We start from the raw sequence: 15,632 nt of genomic DNA on the forward strand, positions 1-15,632 counted from the left end.
CAAGGTTTCCGTTTCGGGACGGGAGATTACGGGGGCCGATAGGGGCGGTCAATAGGGGACTGCCCAGAATTCAGGCGCCGCCGCCGGACCCCCTGTCGTGACGCCTCCTATGCAGTGGAGATTGCGTAAGCAAATTAGACGTGGCGTGGACCCTTGACCCGTCCGTCGTCACCTCATGGGCCCGAGGGCAGGCATTCTGCATACCAAGACAGGGGGGCTTGTCCGCTCCACAAGCTTAGCCTTTACGTTCACCCCTGTTTTGGTATACAAAACGTGTATGCCAGTTGCTCCGCCCCCACCGCGCATCCCTCATGAGCAGCGCCCGGTTCACCGGCGCCGGTGGGGCGCTCTGCGTCCTCGGTCCGGCGCAGCTGATGATCCCCTTCTGGACAGCGCGACCGTGAACGTGGCACTGCCGTCCATACAGCCGGAACGGGGCATGGCGAATGGTGATCGCCCGTGAGTGGCTGCCATCGCTGGTGCGCTGCTCGAGTGCGGCGCGGCTTGCAGCGGTGGCGTACGCGTGCAGCCGGGCGGAGGCTCAGCGGGGCGTCCCCCTGCACGGCTTCACCTCGGCGGTCCGGATCCCCCGTGCCCTGGTCCTGCCGGCATCCGTCGCGACGTACACGCTGCCCGACCGCCACTTTACGCGCGCATTTGTATGCGCAAATGCTTCTCCGTACAATCCTAGAGAAATCACAAATAGGCAGCGAAGCGTAAAGCGCGGGCCTTGACGAGGGGATATCAAAGAATTCGGACGGGTGTGGTCCGCCCCTCGGCGGACGCGAGTTCGTAGATCGCTTGCTTCCGGGGATGCCGTCCGAGTGTCCCGCTGCCCGGGTGTCGGCCGGAGGGCTCGTGCACTGGTACGCGCCGCGGTTTTCCGACCCGGTCAACGGCCCGCTCGTCGGCCTGTTCGCGTATGCCGTACTGGCCTGATCGCGTATGCCGTACTGGAGAGGATGCCGGTACGAGGCCGGGGTAAGTAATGGCGGACCGGGGCCCGGGTGAGTGATGGCGGCCGGGGCCGACTGGCGGCACGCCGCCGTGTGCCTACCGCTCCGGGGTGCGCTCGCGGTGCGCGGCGGCTTCGCTGCGGCCCGTCGCCAGGTGCTTGAGGGCCAGCGCCTCGACGCGTGGCACGTCCCGGGCCTCGATGGCCTCGTACAGCTCTTCGTGCTCTTTGGCGACGCCGGAGATGTCGTCGTGCTGGCCGAGCAGCCATCGCATGCGGCTGCTCAGGGTGCGGCCGAGCTCGTTCAGCAGCTCGTTGTCGGCCAGAGCTGTCACCGTCTCGTGGAAGTCGGCCGCGGCCCGGCGCGCCGGTACGGCATCGCCCTTGGCCGCCGCCCTCAGCTCCGCGTCCAGGTCCGCCCTCAGCCGCGCGAGTCCCGCGCGGGTGCGCCGCTGGGCCGCGAGACGGAAGGCCAGCGTCTCCAGAGCGGCCTTGACCTCGTCGAGGTCCTCGACGTCGGAGGCGGTGAACTCACGTACCACCGCCCAGCTCCGCGGGCGCGGAGTGACAAGGCCCTCGTTCACCAGGTCCTTGAGGGCGTCACGGACGGGCAGGCGGCTCACGCCCAGCTCGGCCGCCAGCTCGCGCTCCACGAGCTTGCTGCCCGGCGCCCGCACCCCGTCGAGAATCTGATCGCGCAGCGTCCGCGTGACCCGCTCCGACTCGGGTTCAAAAGTGTCATCCCCTGCCATGACCCCCATTCTCGCACTGCGTCGCAGGTCATTCGGCGTTGCCCCACCCGCGGAAGAGCCGGCCGGATGTCCGGGACCCGACCGGCCGGAAGTCCGGGTCTTCGGAGCCGGTCTCCTGCCGGTCGAGGACGGCCACCACTCCAGCGTGCCGGCGACGCGCTCCACGAGCGGGACCTCTGCCGAGCGCCAGTTCTCCCGGTCGTTCATCGTCATCGCCCACACTCCCGGCCCGCCGGTGTGCGGCCGGAACGGCAGGCCGATCCGGGTCGAGTCCACGTGCACGTGCACGTCACTGAACGACGGCAGCAACAGCCGGCCGCGCGCCTCCACCACTTCGCCGGACGGCTGCGCGGCCGGGTCGTGCGGGCGGATGGCCGCGATGCGGTCGCCGGTCAGGATGACGTCGCTGCGCTCGCCACCACCCCACGGACGGACGTCGCGGATCAACACTGCTGTCACCTTTCTGCTGTGCGTTGTGGTGCTCTGTTGCGCGGTACTGCTGATCGTGTGGATACGCGGCGTCCGAATGCCGCCAGCATTGGCCCGCGCGGGCAGCAATCATCGCCGGCGTCGAAGGTGTCGGCCTGCGGCCGTATGCGGTACGTCCGGCGCCTCGGGGCTGGGCTCCTGCCTGCCCTGTTCCCCCGAGCGAGAGGACTTTCACCATGCCGGATACCACCCGCCTGACGGGTCCCGTCGCGGACCGTGTCGCCCACGAGGAGTGGGGTGCCCTGGCCGGCGACCTCAACGCCCACGGAAACGCCTCGACCGGCCGACTCCTCACACCCGATGAGTGCCGGCGGATCGCGGACCTCTACGACGACACCGAACGCTTCCGCACCACCGTCGACATGGCCCGCCACCGTTTCGGCTCTGGGCAGTACCGCTACTTCACCCATGAACTGCCCGCCTTGGTAGGCGAGTTGAGGGAGGCGTTCTATCCGAAGCTGCTCCCCGTCGCTCGGGACTGGGCCGACAAGCTCGGCAAGCCCGCACCGTGGCCCGACGCACTCGGCGACTGGATCGAAATGTGCCACGCGGCAGGGCAGGACCGCTCGGCACAGATTCTCCTGCGGTACGGGCCCGGGGACTGGAACGCGCTGCACCGGGACGTTTTCGGCGACATGCTCTTCCCGCTCCAGGTCGTCATCGGCCTCGACGCACCGGGAACCGACTTCACCGGTGGCGAGTTCCTGATGACCGAACAGCGCGCCCGCGCACAGTCAAGGGGATCGTCCACCACACTGCTCCAGGGCCACGGGCTGATCTTCACCACCCGCGACCGGCCCGTCGCCTCCAAGCGCGGCTGGTCCAACGCCCCCATGCGGCACGGCGTGAGCACGGTGCGCTCCGGACGCCGACGCACTCTCGGGCTCGTCTTCCATGACGCAGCATGAACCCCGACCGGCCGCACGAGAGCACACACCACACCACGAACACCTGCTCCGACCGGGAACCCTCCAGCTCGCCCCTGATCAGCCCGGCGGGCCTGGCCGCGTACGGGGACCAGCCCCGCCCTTCCCCGCGCACCGCAGCCGAACTCAGGTCACCTATAAGGACGTTGAGGCTCCCGAAGTCCCAGATCGAGACCGTCACCGTGGGACACAGCCGTGACGCCGCGTCCCGTGCGGCCGCCGACGCGTTCGCCTCCCTCAACGACTCACGCCTCCCGGCACTGACCGGTCCCGACACACTGCACGGGCTGCGTGGGGCCACCGCCGGGGGCGGCACACGGGACATACGCCATGGGGGGTCACCGCGTTCCTGACCTCGTAACCACGTACGCGCCCCCAAGGACGTCGTCCCGCCCCGGGTCGTCCGCAGTTCGAAGCGCCGATTTCCTGGCACACCGAGGCACCAAGAGGACGGTCGGAAACCTGAGAGGTGATGCCCCCGCCCGGTGGACTCCGCCGCCTGCCGTTGGGGTGCATCGCGGATGGCCGATGGCGTGGCGCATACGAGCGCCTCGTGCCGCTTCCTAGGGTCGCCGCCTACGGACCGCGGTCGGGACCCGGAGTGGCCCGACCGCGGCCCCGGCCGCTCTCCACTGACGGGACGTCACGCAGGTGACGCATCGTCGCCCTCCCGTGTCCTGCGGCGCGAGCGGGGGCGCAGTCTCTGCCGACCGGAACGGCACCGTGCCGACCGTCCAGAACAGATGGGTGTGTCATGACCCGCTTCTCGCTGCCTTCCTCCCCCGCCCATGACAGACATCGGCCGCGGTGGCTGCCGTTGACCGCGACGGCCGGCATCCTGCTGCTGTGCACGGCCGGACTCGGCTCCGCGCATCCGGCAGGGGCTGCCGTGGCCGCGGCCCCCCCGCCCGGGAGCGCGCCCCTGTACGTCTCCGACTACACCGCGGGCAAGGTGCTGCGGCTTCCCGCGGGCGGGGGTTCGCAGACGGAGGTCCCCACCACCGGGCTGACCCGCCCGACCGGAATGGCCCTGGACGCCGCGGGCAATCTCTTCATCGCCGACACTGGCGACAACCGGGTGGTGCGGGTGCCCGCGAACGGCGGACCGCAGAGCGACGTCCCCACCACCGACCTGAACCGTCCGATCGGGCTGGCACTCGACCCGGCGGGCGACCTCTACATCGCCGACAGTTTCAACGACCGGGTGGTCGAGGTGCCTGCGGGCGGCGGGCCCCAGCGGACCGTGCCCACCACCGCGCTGCTCCATCCGAGCGGGCTGGCCCTGGACGCCGCGGACAACCTCTACATCGCCGACTTCAGCAACGACCGGGTGGTCGAGGTGCCGGCCGACGGGAGCGGGCAGACCACCGTCCGCGCTGTCGGTCTCTCCCAGCCGACCGGCCTGGCCTTCGACACCCGCGGGGCTCTCTACATCGCCGACTCGGGCAACGAGCGGGTGATGAAGCTGCCCGCCGGAGGCGGCCGGCAGGTGACCGTCCCCACCACCGGTCTGCGCGGCCCGCAGGGGCTGGCGCTCGACGGCCCCGGGAATCTGTTCGTCGCCGACTTCGGCAACGACCGTGTGATCGAGGTACCCGCCGACGGCCGGGGGCAGACCACCGTCCCCTTCACCGGCCTGAGCACCCCGGCCGGCCTAGCGGTGCCTCCTTCCCCGGCCCCGCCCGCCAACGTCAATGCTGTCCCCGGCTTCGGGCGGGCCACGGTGTCGTTCACCCGGAGCATCTCGCCCTCGGTGAGCCGCTACACCGTGACGGCCATCGACCTCACCCGTTCCTCCCGCGGCGTCCGTACCGCACCGGGCCGGGACACTCATGTCACGGTCACCGGCCTCGCCCCGGGTGACACCTACCGGTTCACGGTCACCGCCACCAACGCGGCGGGAGCCACCAGCCGCGCGTCCGCCCGGTCCGAAGCCGTCACCATCCTCCCGGCGCACCGGCACATCGCCACCCGGCTCAGGGCCGAGCCCGCCACGGCGGTCCAGCACCTGCGACCGCCGGTCCTGCGGGTCAAGGGGCTCTCGGCCACTCTGACCAGAGTGGACGGCGTACCGGTGGCCGGCCGGACCATCGCCTTCACCAACACCGCCAGGACCCGCAAGCTCTGCTCGGCGGTCACCGACCGCAACGGCGTGGCGCGGTGTGACGCCACCGTCCGGGGCCGGAACCGTGGTGCCGGCGGTCTCGCTGACGACCTGCGCTGCCACGGGTACCTCGCGACGTTCGCCGGAACCGCCACGTACCGCCCCAGCAAGGACACCGCGCCGGTGCGCTTCGGACACCGGCCCTGACGCCGCTCCCTCCCCCGGCCCCGCGCCGGAGGGGGGACCACCGTCGTCGACGAGCTGACCGCCGATCGCGGGGACACACTGGCCAGGCCAGGTAAAGCAGGACGGTCAACCCCGTACGGAGGCAGGAGCCGAAGATGGCACGGAACCCCGACATCGCGCACGGTCCGGCGGACGCCGGTCGCCGCTCGGTCCTGTTGAGCGCGGCGGCGCTCGCACTCACCGTCTCCGGATGCTCGGGCACGGCCACCCGCACGACGGCCGATGGCACCCGCGGCCCACAGCTCTCCGCCCCGACTGCCCCGGCGTCGGGAGGGGCCGCCCCTTCGGCGGCCGCACTGCCCCACCCGACGCCCTGGCGGCCGAACGCGGCCGACGTGGACCCCCAGGTGAAGCTGCGCGCCGTGCAGCTCATCGAGGCACTGGGCACCTGGCGGCCGGGAGGCGGCGGCGCGGCGAAGGCCCGGGCCAGAGTGACCGCGCTCGGCCTGCCCGGAGCGCTCGCGGATCAGGCGGGGCCGTTGCTGTCCGGCGCGGACGAGGCCGCCCTGCAGGTCATCGACGCGCAGTACGGCGGCATCCTGACCGACTCCGCGAGCGTCCTGGTCGTGTGCAGACAGTGGACCCGTTCCGGCGGCGGGCCGGTGACCGCCGGCGGTACGACGGTGGACGTACGGCTGAGCCGGGCGCAGCCACGCTGGTCGGTCACGGCGCTCCACCCCGCCACCCCGGGACCGGCCTCGTCCGCACTGTCCGACACGGCCCGGAAGGTCCTCGCCGACCACCGCATCAGCCTGCCGCCGGCCTCCGCGGCCGACATCCGCAGCGGCGCCGTCCATTCCACCGCGCTGGCAGCACTGCTCCGGCTGGCGGGCGGCTACCGCATCGATGTGAGCGTCGTGCGGTCCGGACATCCGCTGGATGTCTTCGGCACCCACCGGCCCAGCGACCACCCGCTCGGCCGTGCCTTCGACGTATGGCGGATCAACGGCCGGCCTGTGGTCGCCGCGTCTACGCCTCGCTCCCTGATCGAGTCCTTCATGCGCGCCGCGGCTGCGGCCGGTTCGTACAACGTCGGCGGCCCCGTCCAGCTCGGGGGCGGCGCCACGTCGAACCAGTTCTTCTCGGACGCCACGCACCACGACCACGTCCACGTCGGCTTCAACAGCTGAGCCGACGGGCCCTCACTGTGCGCCGCTTCGGGGCCGCTTGGTCTTTTGAGGACCCCTCACCGCAAGGTCCTTGTATGCGGGTCAGTCGAGGGAGCCCGCGAGGTGGTCGAGGGCGGCGACCGTTCCGGACGGCAGGCGTACGCTTCCGGCCGCGATGTTGTCGTCCAGGTGGGCCGGGTCGGAGGTTCCAGGGATGAGGAGGGTCTGCGCGTAGTGGGCCAACTGCCAGGCCAGGCCGACCTGGGCGGGCGTCACCCCGAGGGAGGCGGCCGCCTTCACCACGGCGAGGTGCTCGGTCACCTTGGGAACACCGGGAAAAGCGGAGCCGAGCGGGAAGAACGGCACCCACGCGATCCCGTGCTCCCGGCACAGGTCCAGCAGCGGTTCGCTCGACCGGTCGAGGACGCTGTACGCGTTCTGTACGCAGGCGATACCGGCGGGCAGCGCCTGGCGCAGCTGGCCGGGGCTGACGTTGCTCAGCCCGATCGCGCCGATCTTGCCCTCGTCCCGCAGGGCCGTGAGCTCCGCGAGCTGACTGTCGAGATCGACCACCTGGTCGCCATCGGCGCTCAGCCCGGGAGGCGCGTCGAGGCGGCGCAGGTTGACCACGGCCAGCTGTTCGACGCCGAGGCCGACCAGGTTGGCCTCCACCTCGGCACGCAGCTCCTCGGGCCGCTGAGCAGGGACAAGGCCCGCCCCGTCGTCCCGGGCGCCGACCTTGCTCGCGAGCACCAGGTCGTCGGGAAAGGGGTGCAGCGCATCGCGGATCAGTGCGTTGCAGGCTCCGGCGCCGTAGAACTGCGCCGTGTCGAGGTGGTTGACGCCCTTCGCCACGGCGTCGCGCAGCACCACCATCGCCGTGTCCGGCCCGGCGGCCGGTCGGGGCCGGTGGACGAGCTGCATGGCGCCGAACCCGATCCGGGCCACGCGCCGCCCGGCCAGCGTTGCGGTGCCGCCGGGTGCCTGGCGGGATCCGTCTGCTGTCGTCACGTGCGCACTCCTGCCTGTGATGGCCTAGTCTCGACCGCAACCATCCGGAGGGCCCTCCGGCTTGAGAGCAGACTAACAGGAATACGGAGGATCCTCCGGTTAGCCATGGCTGATTCCCACTCGAAGCCTCTGCGCGCGGACGCGCACCGCAACCGGCAACACCTGCTGGAGGTGGCGCGCCGCTCGTTCTCGTCCGCCGGGGGCAAGGTGACCCTGGAGGCGATCGCCCGTGAGGCCGGTGTCGGCATCGGCACTCTCTACCGGCACTTCCCCACCCGTGAGGCGCTGGTCGAGGCGGTCTACCGCGCCGAGTTGAGCGGCCTGTGCGGCAGTACGGGCGAACTGCTGGCCTCCCGGAGCCCCGACCGGGCACTGCGCGAGTGGATGGACCGGTTCGCCGATTACGTGGCGACCAAGCGGGAGATGGCCGACGCCCTGCGCGCGGTGATCGCCTCCGGGGCCGTCACCAGCTCGCAGGCGCGCCACGACCTGTCGGCCGCCGTGCGCGTACTGCTCGACGCCGGGGCCGCCGACGGCACGCTCAGGGAAGACGTGCGCGCCGAGGACGTGGTCGCCGCCCTGGTCGGCGTCTTCCTCGCCTGCGGACGGCCCGAAGAGCGCGACCAGGCCGGGCGGATGCTGGACCTGCTGCTGGACGGTCTGCGCTACGGCCGGTGAACGTCGGCGGGCTGCCGACCGCCGGGCCGCCGACCGCGTAGGCTCGACGGATGGCGAAGTATTTTGACGTGCACCCGGACAATCCGCAGCGGCGCACCATCAGCACGGTGGCCGAAAGTCTCCGCTCCGGTGCGCTCGTCGCGTACCCGACGGACTCCTGTTACGCGTTGGGCTGCCAGCTGGGCAACCGTGACGGCATCAGCCGGATCCGCTCGATCCGGAACCTCGACGACCGCCACCACTTCACGCTCGTGTGCCAGGACTTCGCCCAGCTGGGGCAGTTCGTGCACATCGACAACGACGTGTTCCGCGCGATCAAGGCAGCGACCCCGGGCAGCTACACGTTCATCCTCCCGGCGACCAAGGAGGTACCGCGTCAGCTGCTGCACCCGAAGAAGAAGACGGTCGGTGTGCGGATCCCTGATCATGTCGTCGCTCAGGCGCTGGTCTCGGAGTTGGGTGAGCCGCTGCTCTCCAGCACCCTGCTGCTGCCCGACGAGGACGAGCCGATGACGCAGGGCTGGGAGATCAAGGAACGGCTCGATCACGTACTGGACGCCGTGGTCGACTCGGGCGACTGCGGGACCGCGCCGACCACGGTCATCGACTTCTCCAACGGTGAGCCCGAGATCGTACGGCGCGGGGCCGGCGACACCGCACGCTTCGAGTAGCCACGGCGTTCGGGCAGTCACCAACACCGTTACTCCGTCAGGCAGTTGGCGTCAGCACGTCGGCGACCAGCGCGGCGGCCCCGGCCACCAGCGCGTCGTCCGCGGGTGCCTTCGAGTCGTACTTGGTGGAGAGCACCGACAGCACCAGCGGTGACCGCTTCGGCGGCCATACGACCCCCACGTCGTTGGTGACGCCGTAGTCGCCGGTCCCCGTCTTGTCCGCCAGGATCCAGTCGGCGGGCAGTCCGGTTCCGAAACGCGCGCCGTTGGTGGTGTTCGCCGTCAGCCAGCCGGTGAGCTTCTCGCGGTGACCGGCGGTCAGGACACAGCCGACAACGAGGCGGCCGATGGTGGACCCGATGGCACCGGGGCTGGTGGTGTCCGTGACCCGCCACGGCTCCGCCGAGTTCAGCTCGGGTTCCCACCGGTCGAGCCGGGTCGTGGTGTCCCCGATGGAACGGCAGAAGCGGGTGACCGCTGTCGGGCCGCCGAGTTCGGCGAGCAGGAGGTTCACCGCGGTGTTGTCACTCTGACCGAGAGCGGCGGCGCACAGCTCGGCGACGGTCATGCCGTTGGCGATGTTCTCCGGCTTTCCGGTGACCGGGGCGTTGCCCGACTTCTTGACGAGTGCCTCGGTGTACCGGACGCGCTTGGCCAGGAACTCGCCGTCGTGGTCGAGGTCGCGCAGGACAGCCCCGACGGCCGGGGCCTTGGACACCGAGCACACCGGGAAGCGCTCGCGGGCGCGGTACAGCACTGTCGCACCCGTGGCCATGTCACGGGCGAACACACCCAGCCGGGCCGCGTGCTCCTTTTCGAGTGCCTTCAGCCGACGGGAGATCCCGTCGCCCGGCGATACGGCATAGGCCCGGCCGGCTGCAGGCGCCAGGGCGGCCAGGGCCGTACCGGCACCGAGGGCCAGTACGGTCCGGCGGGACGGAGCGGATTCGGGGATGCGCACGGGTGGCCTCGTTCCTCGTCGCTTGGTCAGGAAGGTCCGGGCCGCGCCGGAGATGCGGGGCGGACCGGATCCGCACAGCGCACAGTCAAGTCGGCCGCCGTGATCCGTGTCGAATACACTCTCGGCTTCAGGGCGATTCGATATGGATATACGTGCACGTCGGAGGGCATGTTGCTGACCGAACGGCATCTGGAGATCTTTGTCGCGCTCGCGGAGGAGGAGCACTTCGGCTCAGCCGCGCTGCGCGTGGGAATCACCCAGCCACCGCTGTCCCAGGGACTGCGCCGGCTGGAGGCCCTGCTGGGCGTCCGGCTGTTCGACCGCGACCGGGGCGTCACGCTCACCGACGAGGGATCACTGCTGCTGCCGCACGCCCGCCGCGCGCTGACGGCGCTCACGGAGCTCCGGGAGGCGGGGGCCCGCGAGCAGGCCGATGGCCGCCGGCTCAGGCTGGGTCTGGCGCCTGAGGTGCCGGCCAGAGTCGCGGCTGCGGTGGCTGCCGCGCCCGTCCGCGCCGGTGAGCGCAGCCGGATCGCCGTGACGACCGCGCCGACCGTCACGCTGCTGTCCGAGACCGCCGCGGGGCGGCTCGACCTCGCGGTGATCCAACACCCGGCCGTACTGCACGGTCTGGCGGCGGACCGGGTGGTGCTCTTCCCGAGCTGGATTCTCTCGCCTGCGGACCAGCAGACCGGGGCCGGGGAAATCACCCGGCGCCTGCCCGTCGCCGTACGTCCGCGCGACGAAGCCCCCGCGGCGCACGACCTGTTCGTCGACACCCTGGCCAGTCGCGGGCGCCGGGTGGAGACCCTGGTGGTGTCCGACGAGCGCGCCGGACTGGCGCTCGTCGCGGCAGGGCAGGCGGTACTGGTCACGGCCGACGAGACACTTGCCGCCGACGGTGTCGAGCGCGTCAGGGCGACCGACCCGCCGCTGCCCCTGCGGTTGCGGGTGGTGTGGGACGCGCGGCGCCCGGACTGCGAATGGACGGCGCGCACAGCACAGTTGGTGGTCGAGGCCCTGTCGCTCCAGGCGGCGAAATGAGCGGGTCCGGGCGCACGAGCGGTGTACAGCGCACGATCCGCGGCCTGTTCGCCGACGCGGGGGTCCGCGGCTGGCTGCACGTGGCGGAGCTGCGGCGTCCGGCGGCGCACGTCGCGGTCGATCCCGACGAGGCGGTCCCTGTCGGCTCCGTCTACAAGCTCCCGCTGATGGCCGCTTTCTGCCGGCTGGTGGACGCGGGGGCGGTCGACCCCCGGCTGCGGGTGACACTCGAACCGTCGGCCCGGATGCCCGGCCCGACCGGCATCTCCATCCTCCGGGACACGGTGTCCATGTCACTGCGGGACCTGGTCGCCCTCATGATGACCATCTCCGACAACACCGCGGCCGACGCGGTGCTGCACCGGGTCGGGACCGCGGCCGTGGACGAGCTGTGCCGGGACCTCGGCATGAGTGACACGACTGTGCACGGCGGGGTCGCCACCACGTTCGCGCAGCTGGTGACGGAGACCGGGGCCGATTCGCTGCGCGCCGCGATGGAGCGGATCTCGGACAACGACTCGACGGTGCCGCCGGTCGTCTACGACCCGCTGTCCAAGGCATCGGCCACCCCTGCGGACATGGCCGTGCTGCTCCGGGCGATCTGGACCGGCCGGGCGGCCTCCGCCGAGAGCTGCGCGTTCATGCGCCACGTCATGGGAAAGCAGCCGTGGACGCACCGGCTCGCTTCCGGATTCCCGTACGACGACGTGACCGTGTCGGGCAAGACCGGGACGTTCGGGTCGATGAGGCACGAAGCCGGGGTGGTCGAACTCGCCGACGGCAGCGCGTACACCGCCGTGGTGTTCACCCAGGCGGCCCGCGCCGACAGCACCCTGCCGCGGGCGGACGCGGTCATCGGCGCGGCCGCCCGTATCGCGGTGGAGGAGCTGCGCGGTAACGAGGGCCTGTGAAGGCGGCGGTACGCCACTGCGCACCGGAAGAACTGACAGGTATCGGCACCCGGTTCGTCAGCCGGGCGCCGATACCTGCAGCGTCGACGTGCGGTCAGACCGGCGCCTGCCCGGCTGCCGGACGCCGGTAGGTCTCGCCCGTCATCGATTCCAGCTCCCGCTGCTTCGTCTCCGGGACCTTGCCGCGTACGAAGAAGAACGAGGCGAGGGCGAAGAAGGCGAACGTGCCGTACAGCCAGGAGAGGCCGACCTGGCGGGTCATCGGCTCGAAAGCGAAGGTGACGATGAAGTTGAAGATCCAGTTGGACGCGGTGCCGATGGCCAGCGCCATCGCACGCATCCGGTTCGGGAACATCTCGGCCAGCATGATCCACAGGATCGGGCCCCACGAGAGCGCGAAGAAGACGACGAAGGCGTTCGCGCCCACGAGCGCCAGCGGCCCGTAGGGGCCGGGCAGCGACACATGGTTTCCGCTGCCGTGCTGCTGGGAGAAGGCCACCGCGGTGAGCAGCAGCGACAGGAACATGCCGAGGGAGCCGATGGTGAGCAGCCGGCGGCGGCCGACCCGGTCCACGAAGAGCATGGCGACCACGGTCATCACCACATTGATCCCCGCGGTGATCACCGAGGTGGTGAACGAGTTGGACTCGCTGAATCCGACCGACTTCCAGAGGGTGGTCGAGTAGTAGAAGATCGCGTTGATGCCGACCAGTTGCTGGAACGCGGCCATGATGATGCCGACCCAGACCAGCGGGTGGAGGCCGAACCGCTTGCCGCGGATGTCCGCGAACGTACTGCGGTGCTCCTTGTTCAGAGTCTCCCGGATCTCCTCGACCTTGCTGTCGGGGTCGCTCTCGCCGGTCACCCGCTTCAGCACACCGGCCGCCTTGCCGTACTCGCCCTTGAGTACCAGGTAGCGGGGGGATTCCGGGATCAGCATGGCCAGCAGGCCGTACACCAGTGCCGGGATGACACCGATCAGGAACATCCAGCGCCAGGCCGCCATGCCGAACCACAGGTTCTGCGAGGCGCCGCCCGCTGCGCCGGCCAGGCCCTTGTTGGAGCTGAGCACCACCAGCTGACCGATGGTGATCGCCAGCTGCTGCAGGGATCCGAGAGCGCCGCGCCCCTTCGCGGGCGCCACCTCGGAGATGTACGCCGGCGCGATCACGGAGGCGACGCCGATGGCCAGCCCGCCGACCACCCGCCACACCATGAGATCGGGTACGGAGAAGGCGGTGGCCGACCCCACGGAGCTGATGACGAACATCACCGCGCCCAGCACCATCACGCGCCGGCGTCCCCAGCTGTCCGCCAGCCGCCCCGCGTACCAGGCGCCGACCGCGCAGCCCAGCAGAGCGATGGAGACGACAAAGCCGGAGAGGAACGTGCCGAGATGGAAATGCGAGCTCAGAGCGTCGACCGCGCCGTTGATGACGGACGAGTCGAAGCCGAAAAGAAAACCGCCGACCGCGGCGGCAATGGAGATGCCTACAGCTTTACCGCCACGTTGGGGTGCGTCTGTGAGGGGAGCCGTCTCCGCCATGAACACAATCACCTGACTGACATCGTTGTCCGGTACTGCTTCCACTGTCCGTGAAAACGACCTTTACGTCGGTGTACGCGAGACCGCGGGGCGCTTTCCCTTACGGCGACGCGTCACCTTTACGGCGCTCGCGTACCCAGGCGGAAACGCGGCACTCCCCCAGAAACCTGTGATGTCCGTCAAGGTCGGGGCGGTCAGCTCCCACAGATTTCGGCGAACCGGCGGGCGCCGATGTTGCCGCCCGAGATGATCACGCCGACCCGCTGCGGGAGCCGGTCGACGCGGCCCGCCAGCAGGGCGGCCAGTCCGGTGGCGCCACTGGGCTCGATGACGATCTTCAGACGTTCGAACGCGAACCGCATGGCCTCGCGGATCTCGTCATCGGTCACCAGGTCGATGCCGTCGACCAGCCGCCGGTTGACCGAGAAGGTCAACTCGCCGGGGATGTCGGCCGCCTGGCCGTCGGCGATGGTCCGCGGTACCGGGATGGACACCCGCCTGCCCGCCTCCAGGGACCGCTTCGTGTCGTCCCCTGCCTCCGGTTCGACGCCGATCACCTGGATACGGTCTCCCCGCAGTCCCTTGGCCACGGTCGCGCTGCCCGCCATGAGTCCGCCGCCGCCGACCGGTACCACCAGGGCGTCGAGCTCGCCCGCGTCCTCGATCAGTTCGAGCGCGGCGGTGCCCTGCCCGGCGATGATGTGCGGGTGCTCGTACGGGGGGATGAGCGCGAGGCCGCGGTCGGCGGCCAGTGCCTCACCGATGGCGACGCGGTCGCCGGTGTAGCGGTCGTAGGTGACGATCTCCGCGCCGTAGCCGGCGGTGGCGTCCAGCTTCGACTGCGGGGTGTCCTCCGGCATCAGGATCACCGCGGTGGTGCCCAGTTCCTTCGCCGCGAGGGCGACGGCCTGCGCGTGGTTGCCCGAGGAGTACGCGGCGATGCCCTTGGCCACCTGCCCGGGCGACAGCCGGGAGGCCGCGTTGTAGGCGCCCCGGAACTTGAAGGCCCCGATCCGCTGGAAGTTCTCGCACTTGAGGAGTACCTCCGCGCCGACGAGCCGGTCCAGGGTGCGTGAGCGCAGCACGGGGGTGCGGTGGGCCACGCCCTTGATCTGCGCGGCGGCGTCGCGGACGTCGTCGAGGGTGACGGGCAGTGCGTTCGTCATGCGGGGCTCCATCGGGGCTCGCAGGGGTGGGATGGGCCGTCAGGCGTGGCGGGCTCCCCGCCGGGAGTCCGGCCGAACAGTCTATGAGGGGGACAGCACGTCCGGACTCCCGGTCCGGGGTCAGGGCTTGCGGGCCACTCCCGCGTACATGTTCGTCCCGTTCTCCGGTGGGACCACACCGTCGGCGGGCCGCCAGGAGGTCATCGGCACCACGCCGGGTTCGGCCAGGTCGAGCCCGGTGAACAGGGCCTCCACCTCGGTCCGGGTGCGCAGGTACATGGGGATGCCCCGCTCGGTGTACTCGCGCGCCAGCGCCCCGGACTCGGGGGCGAGGTCGCCGGTGGCGAGGGTGAGCGCCAGATAGCTGCCCGGTGCCAGCGCTCCCATCAGTGTCTCGATGAGACCTTGCGCGTCCTTCACGAACTGCAGCATGGCGATCACCGTCAGGCCCACCGGCCGGTCCAGATCGAGCGTCTCGCGCAGGGCGGGGTCGGCGAGGAGTGTGCCCGGGGCTGTCATGTCCGCCTGAATGTAGGCGGTCCGCCCCTCCGGAGTGCTGCGCATCAGCGCGTCGGCGTGGGCGAGGACGATCGGGTCGTTGTCCACGTAGACGATCCGCGCATCCGGGGCCTGCCGCTGGACGACCTGGTGCAGATTGGGTTCCGTCGGGATTCCCGTACCGATGTCCAGGAACTGGCGTATTCCGGCCTCCGTGGCCAGCCAGTGGGCCATCCGCCGCATGGTCGCCCGGTTCGCCAGCATGCTCGTGCGCAGCCCGGGCCAGGCGCGGAGCGACGCCTCGGCAGCCACCCGGTCCACTTCGTAGTGGTCCTTGCCGCCCAGGATGCAGTCGTACACCCGCGCCGAGTTCGGCCGGTTGCCCTGTACGTCCACTCGGCCGTTCTGCTCGCCCATCCCCTACCGCCCTCTTCGTCTCCTGGTGCCGCGCCCGCTATCCGGAGAGCTTAGACGCCGCGGCCTCCGGCGATCTCGTCTCGCCGTCCCCATCACCCTTGGCGGTGGCCGGAGTTGGGCCCTACCCCGGCATACGGGCGTCACGGGC

15 protein-coding genes are annotated in these 15,632 nt (G+C 70.7%); 9 read left to right on the forward strand and 6 right to left on the reverse strand.

Translation table 11 applies throughout. The annotated features are described in order from the left end of the window. Positions 1-813: 813 nt before the first annotated feature. Positions 814-939, forward strand: a complete 126-nt coding sequence (locus OG452_RS01725) for a hypothetical protein (RefSeq protein ID WP_327293796.1) — start codon at positions 814-816, stop codon at positions 937-939. Positions 940-1,053: 114 nt separating this feature from the next. Here OG452_RS01725 and OG452_RS01730 read toward each other — a convergent pair whose 3' ends face one another. Then, a complete protein-coding gene (locus OG452_RS01730) occupies positions 1,054-2,157 on the reverse strand; it encodes an FCD domain-containing protein (RefSeq protein ID WP_327293797.1) in 1,104 nt (367 codons plus the stop codon). Positions 2,158-2,372: 215 nt separating this feature from the next. Between OG452_RS01730 and OG452_RS01735 the strand changes: the two genes are divergently transcribed. The 4 genes from OG452_RS01735 to OG452_RS01750 all read left to right on the forward strand — a co-directional run bounded on the left by OG452_RS01735 (position 2,373) and on the right by OG452_RS01750 (position 6,602). Beyond that, entirely contained in the window at positions 2,373-3,104 is a 732-nt protein-coding gene (locus OG452_RS01735) for a 2OG-Fe(II) oxygenase (RefSeq protein WP_327293798.1), read from the forward strand. Continuing rightward, positions 3,101-3,475, forward strand: a complete 375-nt coding sequence (locus OG452_RS01740; RefSeq protein WP_327293799.1) for a hypothetical protein — start codon at positions 3,101-3,103, stop codon at positions 3,473-3,475. The genes OG452_RS01735 and OG452_RS01740 overlap by 4 nt, the downstream gene beginning before the upstream one ends. A 464-nt stretch (positions 3,476-3,939) precedes the next feature. Further along, a complete protein-coding gene (locus tag OG452_RS01745; protein ID WP_327293800.1) occupies positions 3,940-5,433 on the forward strand; it encodes a fibronectin type III domain-containing protein in 1,494 nt (497 codons plus the stop codon). Between the two features lie 134 nt (positions 5,434-5,567). After that, the gene (locus tag OG452_RS01750; RefSeq protein WP_327293801.1) at positions 5,568-6,602 is read left to right on the forward strand and encodes a hypothetical protein; all 1,035 of its coding nucleotides are present in this window, start codon (positions 5,568-5,570) and stop codon (positions 6,600-6,602) included. 81 nt (positions 6,603-6,683) lie between these two features. Here OG452_RS01750 and OG452_RS01755 read toward each other — a convergent pair whose 3' ends face one another. Beyond that, the gene (locus OG452_RS01755; RefSeq protein ID WP_327293802.1) at positions 6,684-7,592 is read right to left on the reverse strand and encodes an aldo/keto reductase; all 909 of its coding nucleotides are present in this window, start codon (positions 7,590-7,592) and stop codon (positions 6,684-6,686) included. Positions 7,593-7,697: 105 nt separating this feature from the next. Here OG452_RS01755 and OG452_RS01760 point away from each other — a divergent pair, with 105 nt between their 5' ends. Both OG452_RS01760 and OG452_RS01765 read left to right on the forward strand, forming a co-directional pair. Beyond that, positions 7,698-8,270 carry a TetR/AcrR family transcriptional regulator gene (locus OG452_RS01760; protein WP_327293803.1) on the forward strand — a complete coding sequence of 191 codons (573 nt, stop codon included), beginning with the start codon at positions 7,698-7,700 and terminating at the stop codon, positions 8,268-8,270. Positions 8,271-8,320: 50 nt separating this feature from the next. Continuing rightward, a complete protein-coding gene (locus OG452_RS01765; protein ID WP_327293804.1) occupies positions 8,321-8,941 on the forward strand; it encodes an L-threonylcarbamoyladenylate synthase in 621 nt (206 codons plus the stop codon). A 37-nt stretch (positions 8,942-8,978) separates the two neighbouring features. Here OG452_RS01765 and bla read toward each other — a convergent pair whose 3' ends face one another. Continuing rightward, positions 8,979-9,902, reverse strand: coding sequence for a class A beta-lactamase (gene bla / locus OG452_RS01770; RefSeq protein WP_327293805.1), 924 nt, complete (start codon positions 9,900-9,902; stop codon positions 8,979-8,981). A 168-nt stretch (positions 9,903-10,070) separates the two neighbouring features. Here bla and OG452_RS01775 point away from each other — a divergent pair, with 168 nt between their 5' ends. Together OG452_RS01775 and OG452_RS01780 are read left to right on the forward strand one after the other, a co-directional pair. Then, the gene (locus tag OG452_RS01775; protein ID WP_327293806.1) at positions 10,071-10,946 is read left to right on the forward strand and encodes a LysR family transcriptional regulator; all 876 of its coding nucleotides are present in this window, start codon (positions 10,071-10,073) and stop codon (positions 10,944-10,946) included. Further along, complete coding sequence (locus OG452_RS01780; protein WP_327293807.1) at positions 10,943-11,857, forward strand: serine hydrolase; 915 nt, start codon at positions 10,943-10,945, stop codon at positions 11,855-11,857. The genes OG452_RS01775 and OG452_RS01780 overlap by 4 nt, the downstream gene beginning before the upstream one ends. Positions 11,858-11,951: 94 nt before the next feature. On the opposite strand, the gene OG452_RS01785 is transcribed toward OG452_RS01780, so the two are convergent. From OG452_RS01785 to OG452_RS01795, 3 genes are all read right to left on the reverse strand, one after another. Further along, a complete protein-coding gene (locus OG452_RS01785; protein WP_327293808.1) occupies positions 11,952-13,403 on the reverse strand; it encodes a sugar porter family MFS transporter in 1,452 nt (483 codons plus the stop codon). Positions 13,404-13,597: 194 nt separating this feature from the next. Continuing rightward, entirely contained in the window at positions 13,598-14,569 is a 972-nt protein-coding gene (locus OG452_RS01790; RefSeq protein WP_327293809.1) for a pyridoxal-phosphate dependent enzyme, read from the reverse strand. A 120-nt stretch (positions 14,570-14,689) separates the two neighbouring features. Then, entirely contained in the window at positions 14,690-15,484 is a 795-nt protein-coding gene (locus OG452_RS01795; protein ID WP_327293810.1) for an SAM-dependent methyltransferase, read from the reverse strand. Positions 15,485-15,632 lie beyond the last annotated feature (148 nt).

This window comes from Streptomyces sp. NBC_01197, from assembly GCF_036010505.1.
In the GTDB taxonomy this organism is placed as follows: Bacteria; Actinomycetota; Actinomycetes; order Streptomycetales; family Streptomycetaceae; genus Streptomyces.

Excerpts from the sequence above, each read along its gene's own strand:
- OG452_RS01750 (WP_327293801.1), top strand. The coding sequence starts at position 5,568 with ATGGCACGGAACCCCGACATCGCGCACGGTCCGGCGGACGCCGGTCGC.
- OG452_RS01795 (WP_327293810.1), bottom strand. The coding sequence starts at position 15,484 with ATGGGCGAGCAGAACGGCCGAGTGGACGTACAGGGCAACCGGCCGAAC.
- OG452_RS01775 (WP_327293806.1), top strand. The coding sequence starts at position 10,071 with ATGTTGCTGACCGAACGGCATCTGGAGATCTTTGTCGCGCTCGCGGAG.
- OG452_RS01790 (WP_327293809.1), bottom strand. The coding sequence starts at position 14,569 with ATGACGAACGCACTGCCCGTCACCCTCGACGACGTCCGCGACGCCGCC.
- OG452_RS01725 (WP_327293796.1), top strand. The coding sequence starts at position 814 with ATGCCGTCCGAGTGTCCCGCTGCCCGGGTGTCGGCCGGAGGGCTCGTG.
- OG452_RS01735 (WP_327293798.1), top strand. The coding sequence starts at position 2,373 with ATGCCGGATACCACCCGCCTGACGGGTCCCGTCGCGGACCGTGTCGCC.
- OG452_RS01765 (WP_327293804.1), top strand. The coding sequence starts at position 8,321 with ATGGCGAAGTATTTTGACGTGCACCCGGACAATCCGCAGCGGCGCACC.
- OG452_RS01785 (WP_327293808.1), bottom strand. The coding sequence starts at position 13,403 with ATGGCGGAGACGGCTCCCCTCACAGACGCACCCCAACGTGGCGGTAAA.
- OG452_RS01740 (WP_327293799.1), top strand. The coding sequence starts at position 3,101 with ATGAACCCCGACCGGCCGCACGAGAGCACACACCACACCACGAACACC.
- OG452_RS01760 (WP_327293803.1), top strand. The coding sequence starts at position 7,698 with ATGGCTGATTCCCACTCGAAGCCTCTGCGCGCGGACGCGCACCGCAAC.
- OG452_RS01780 (WP_327293807.1), top strand. The coding sequence starts at position 10,943 with ATGAGCGGGTCCGGGCGCACGAGCGGTGTACAGCGCACGATCCGCGGC.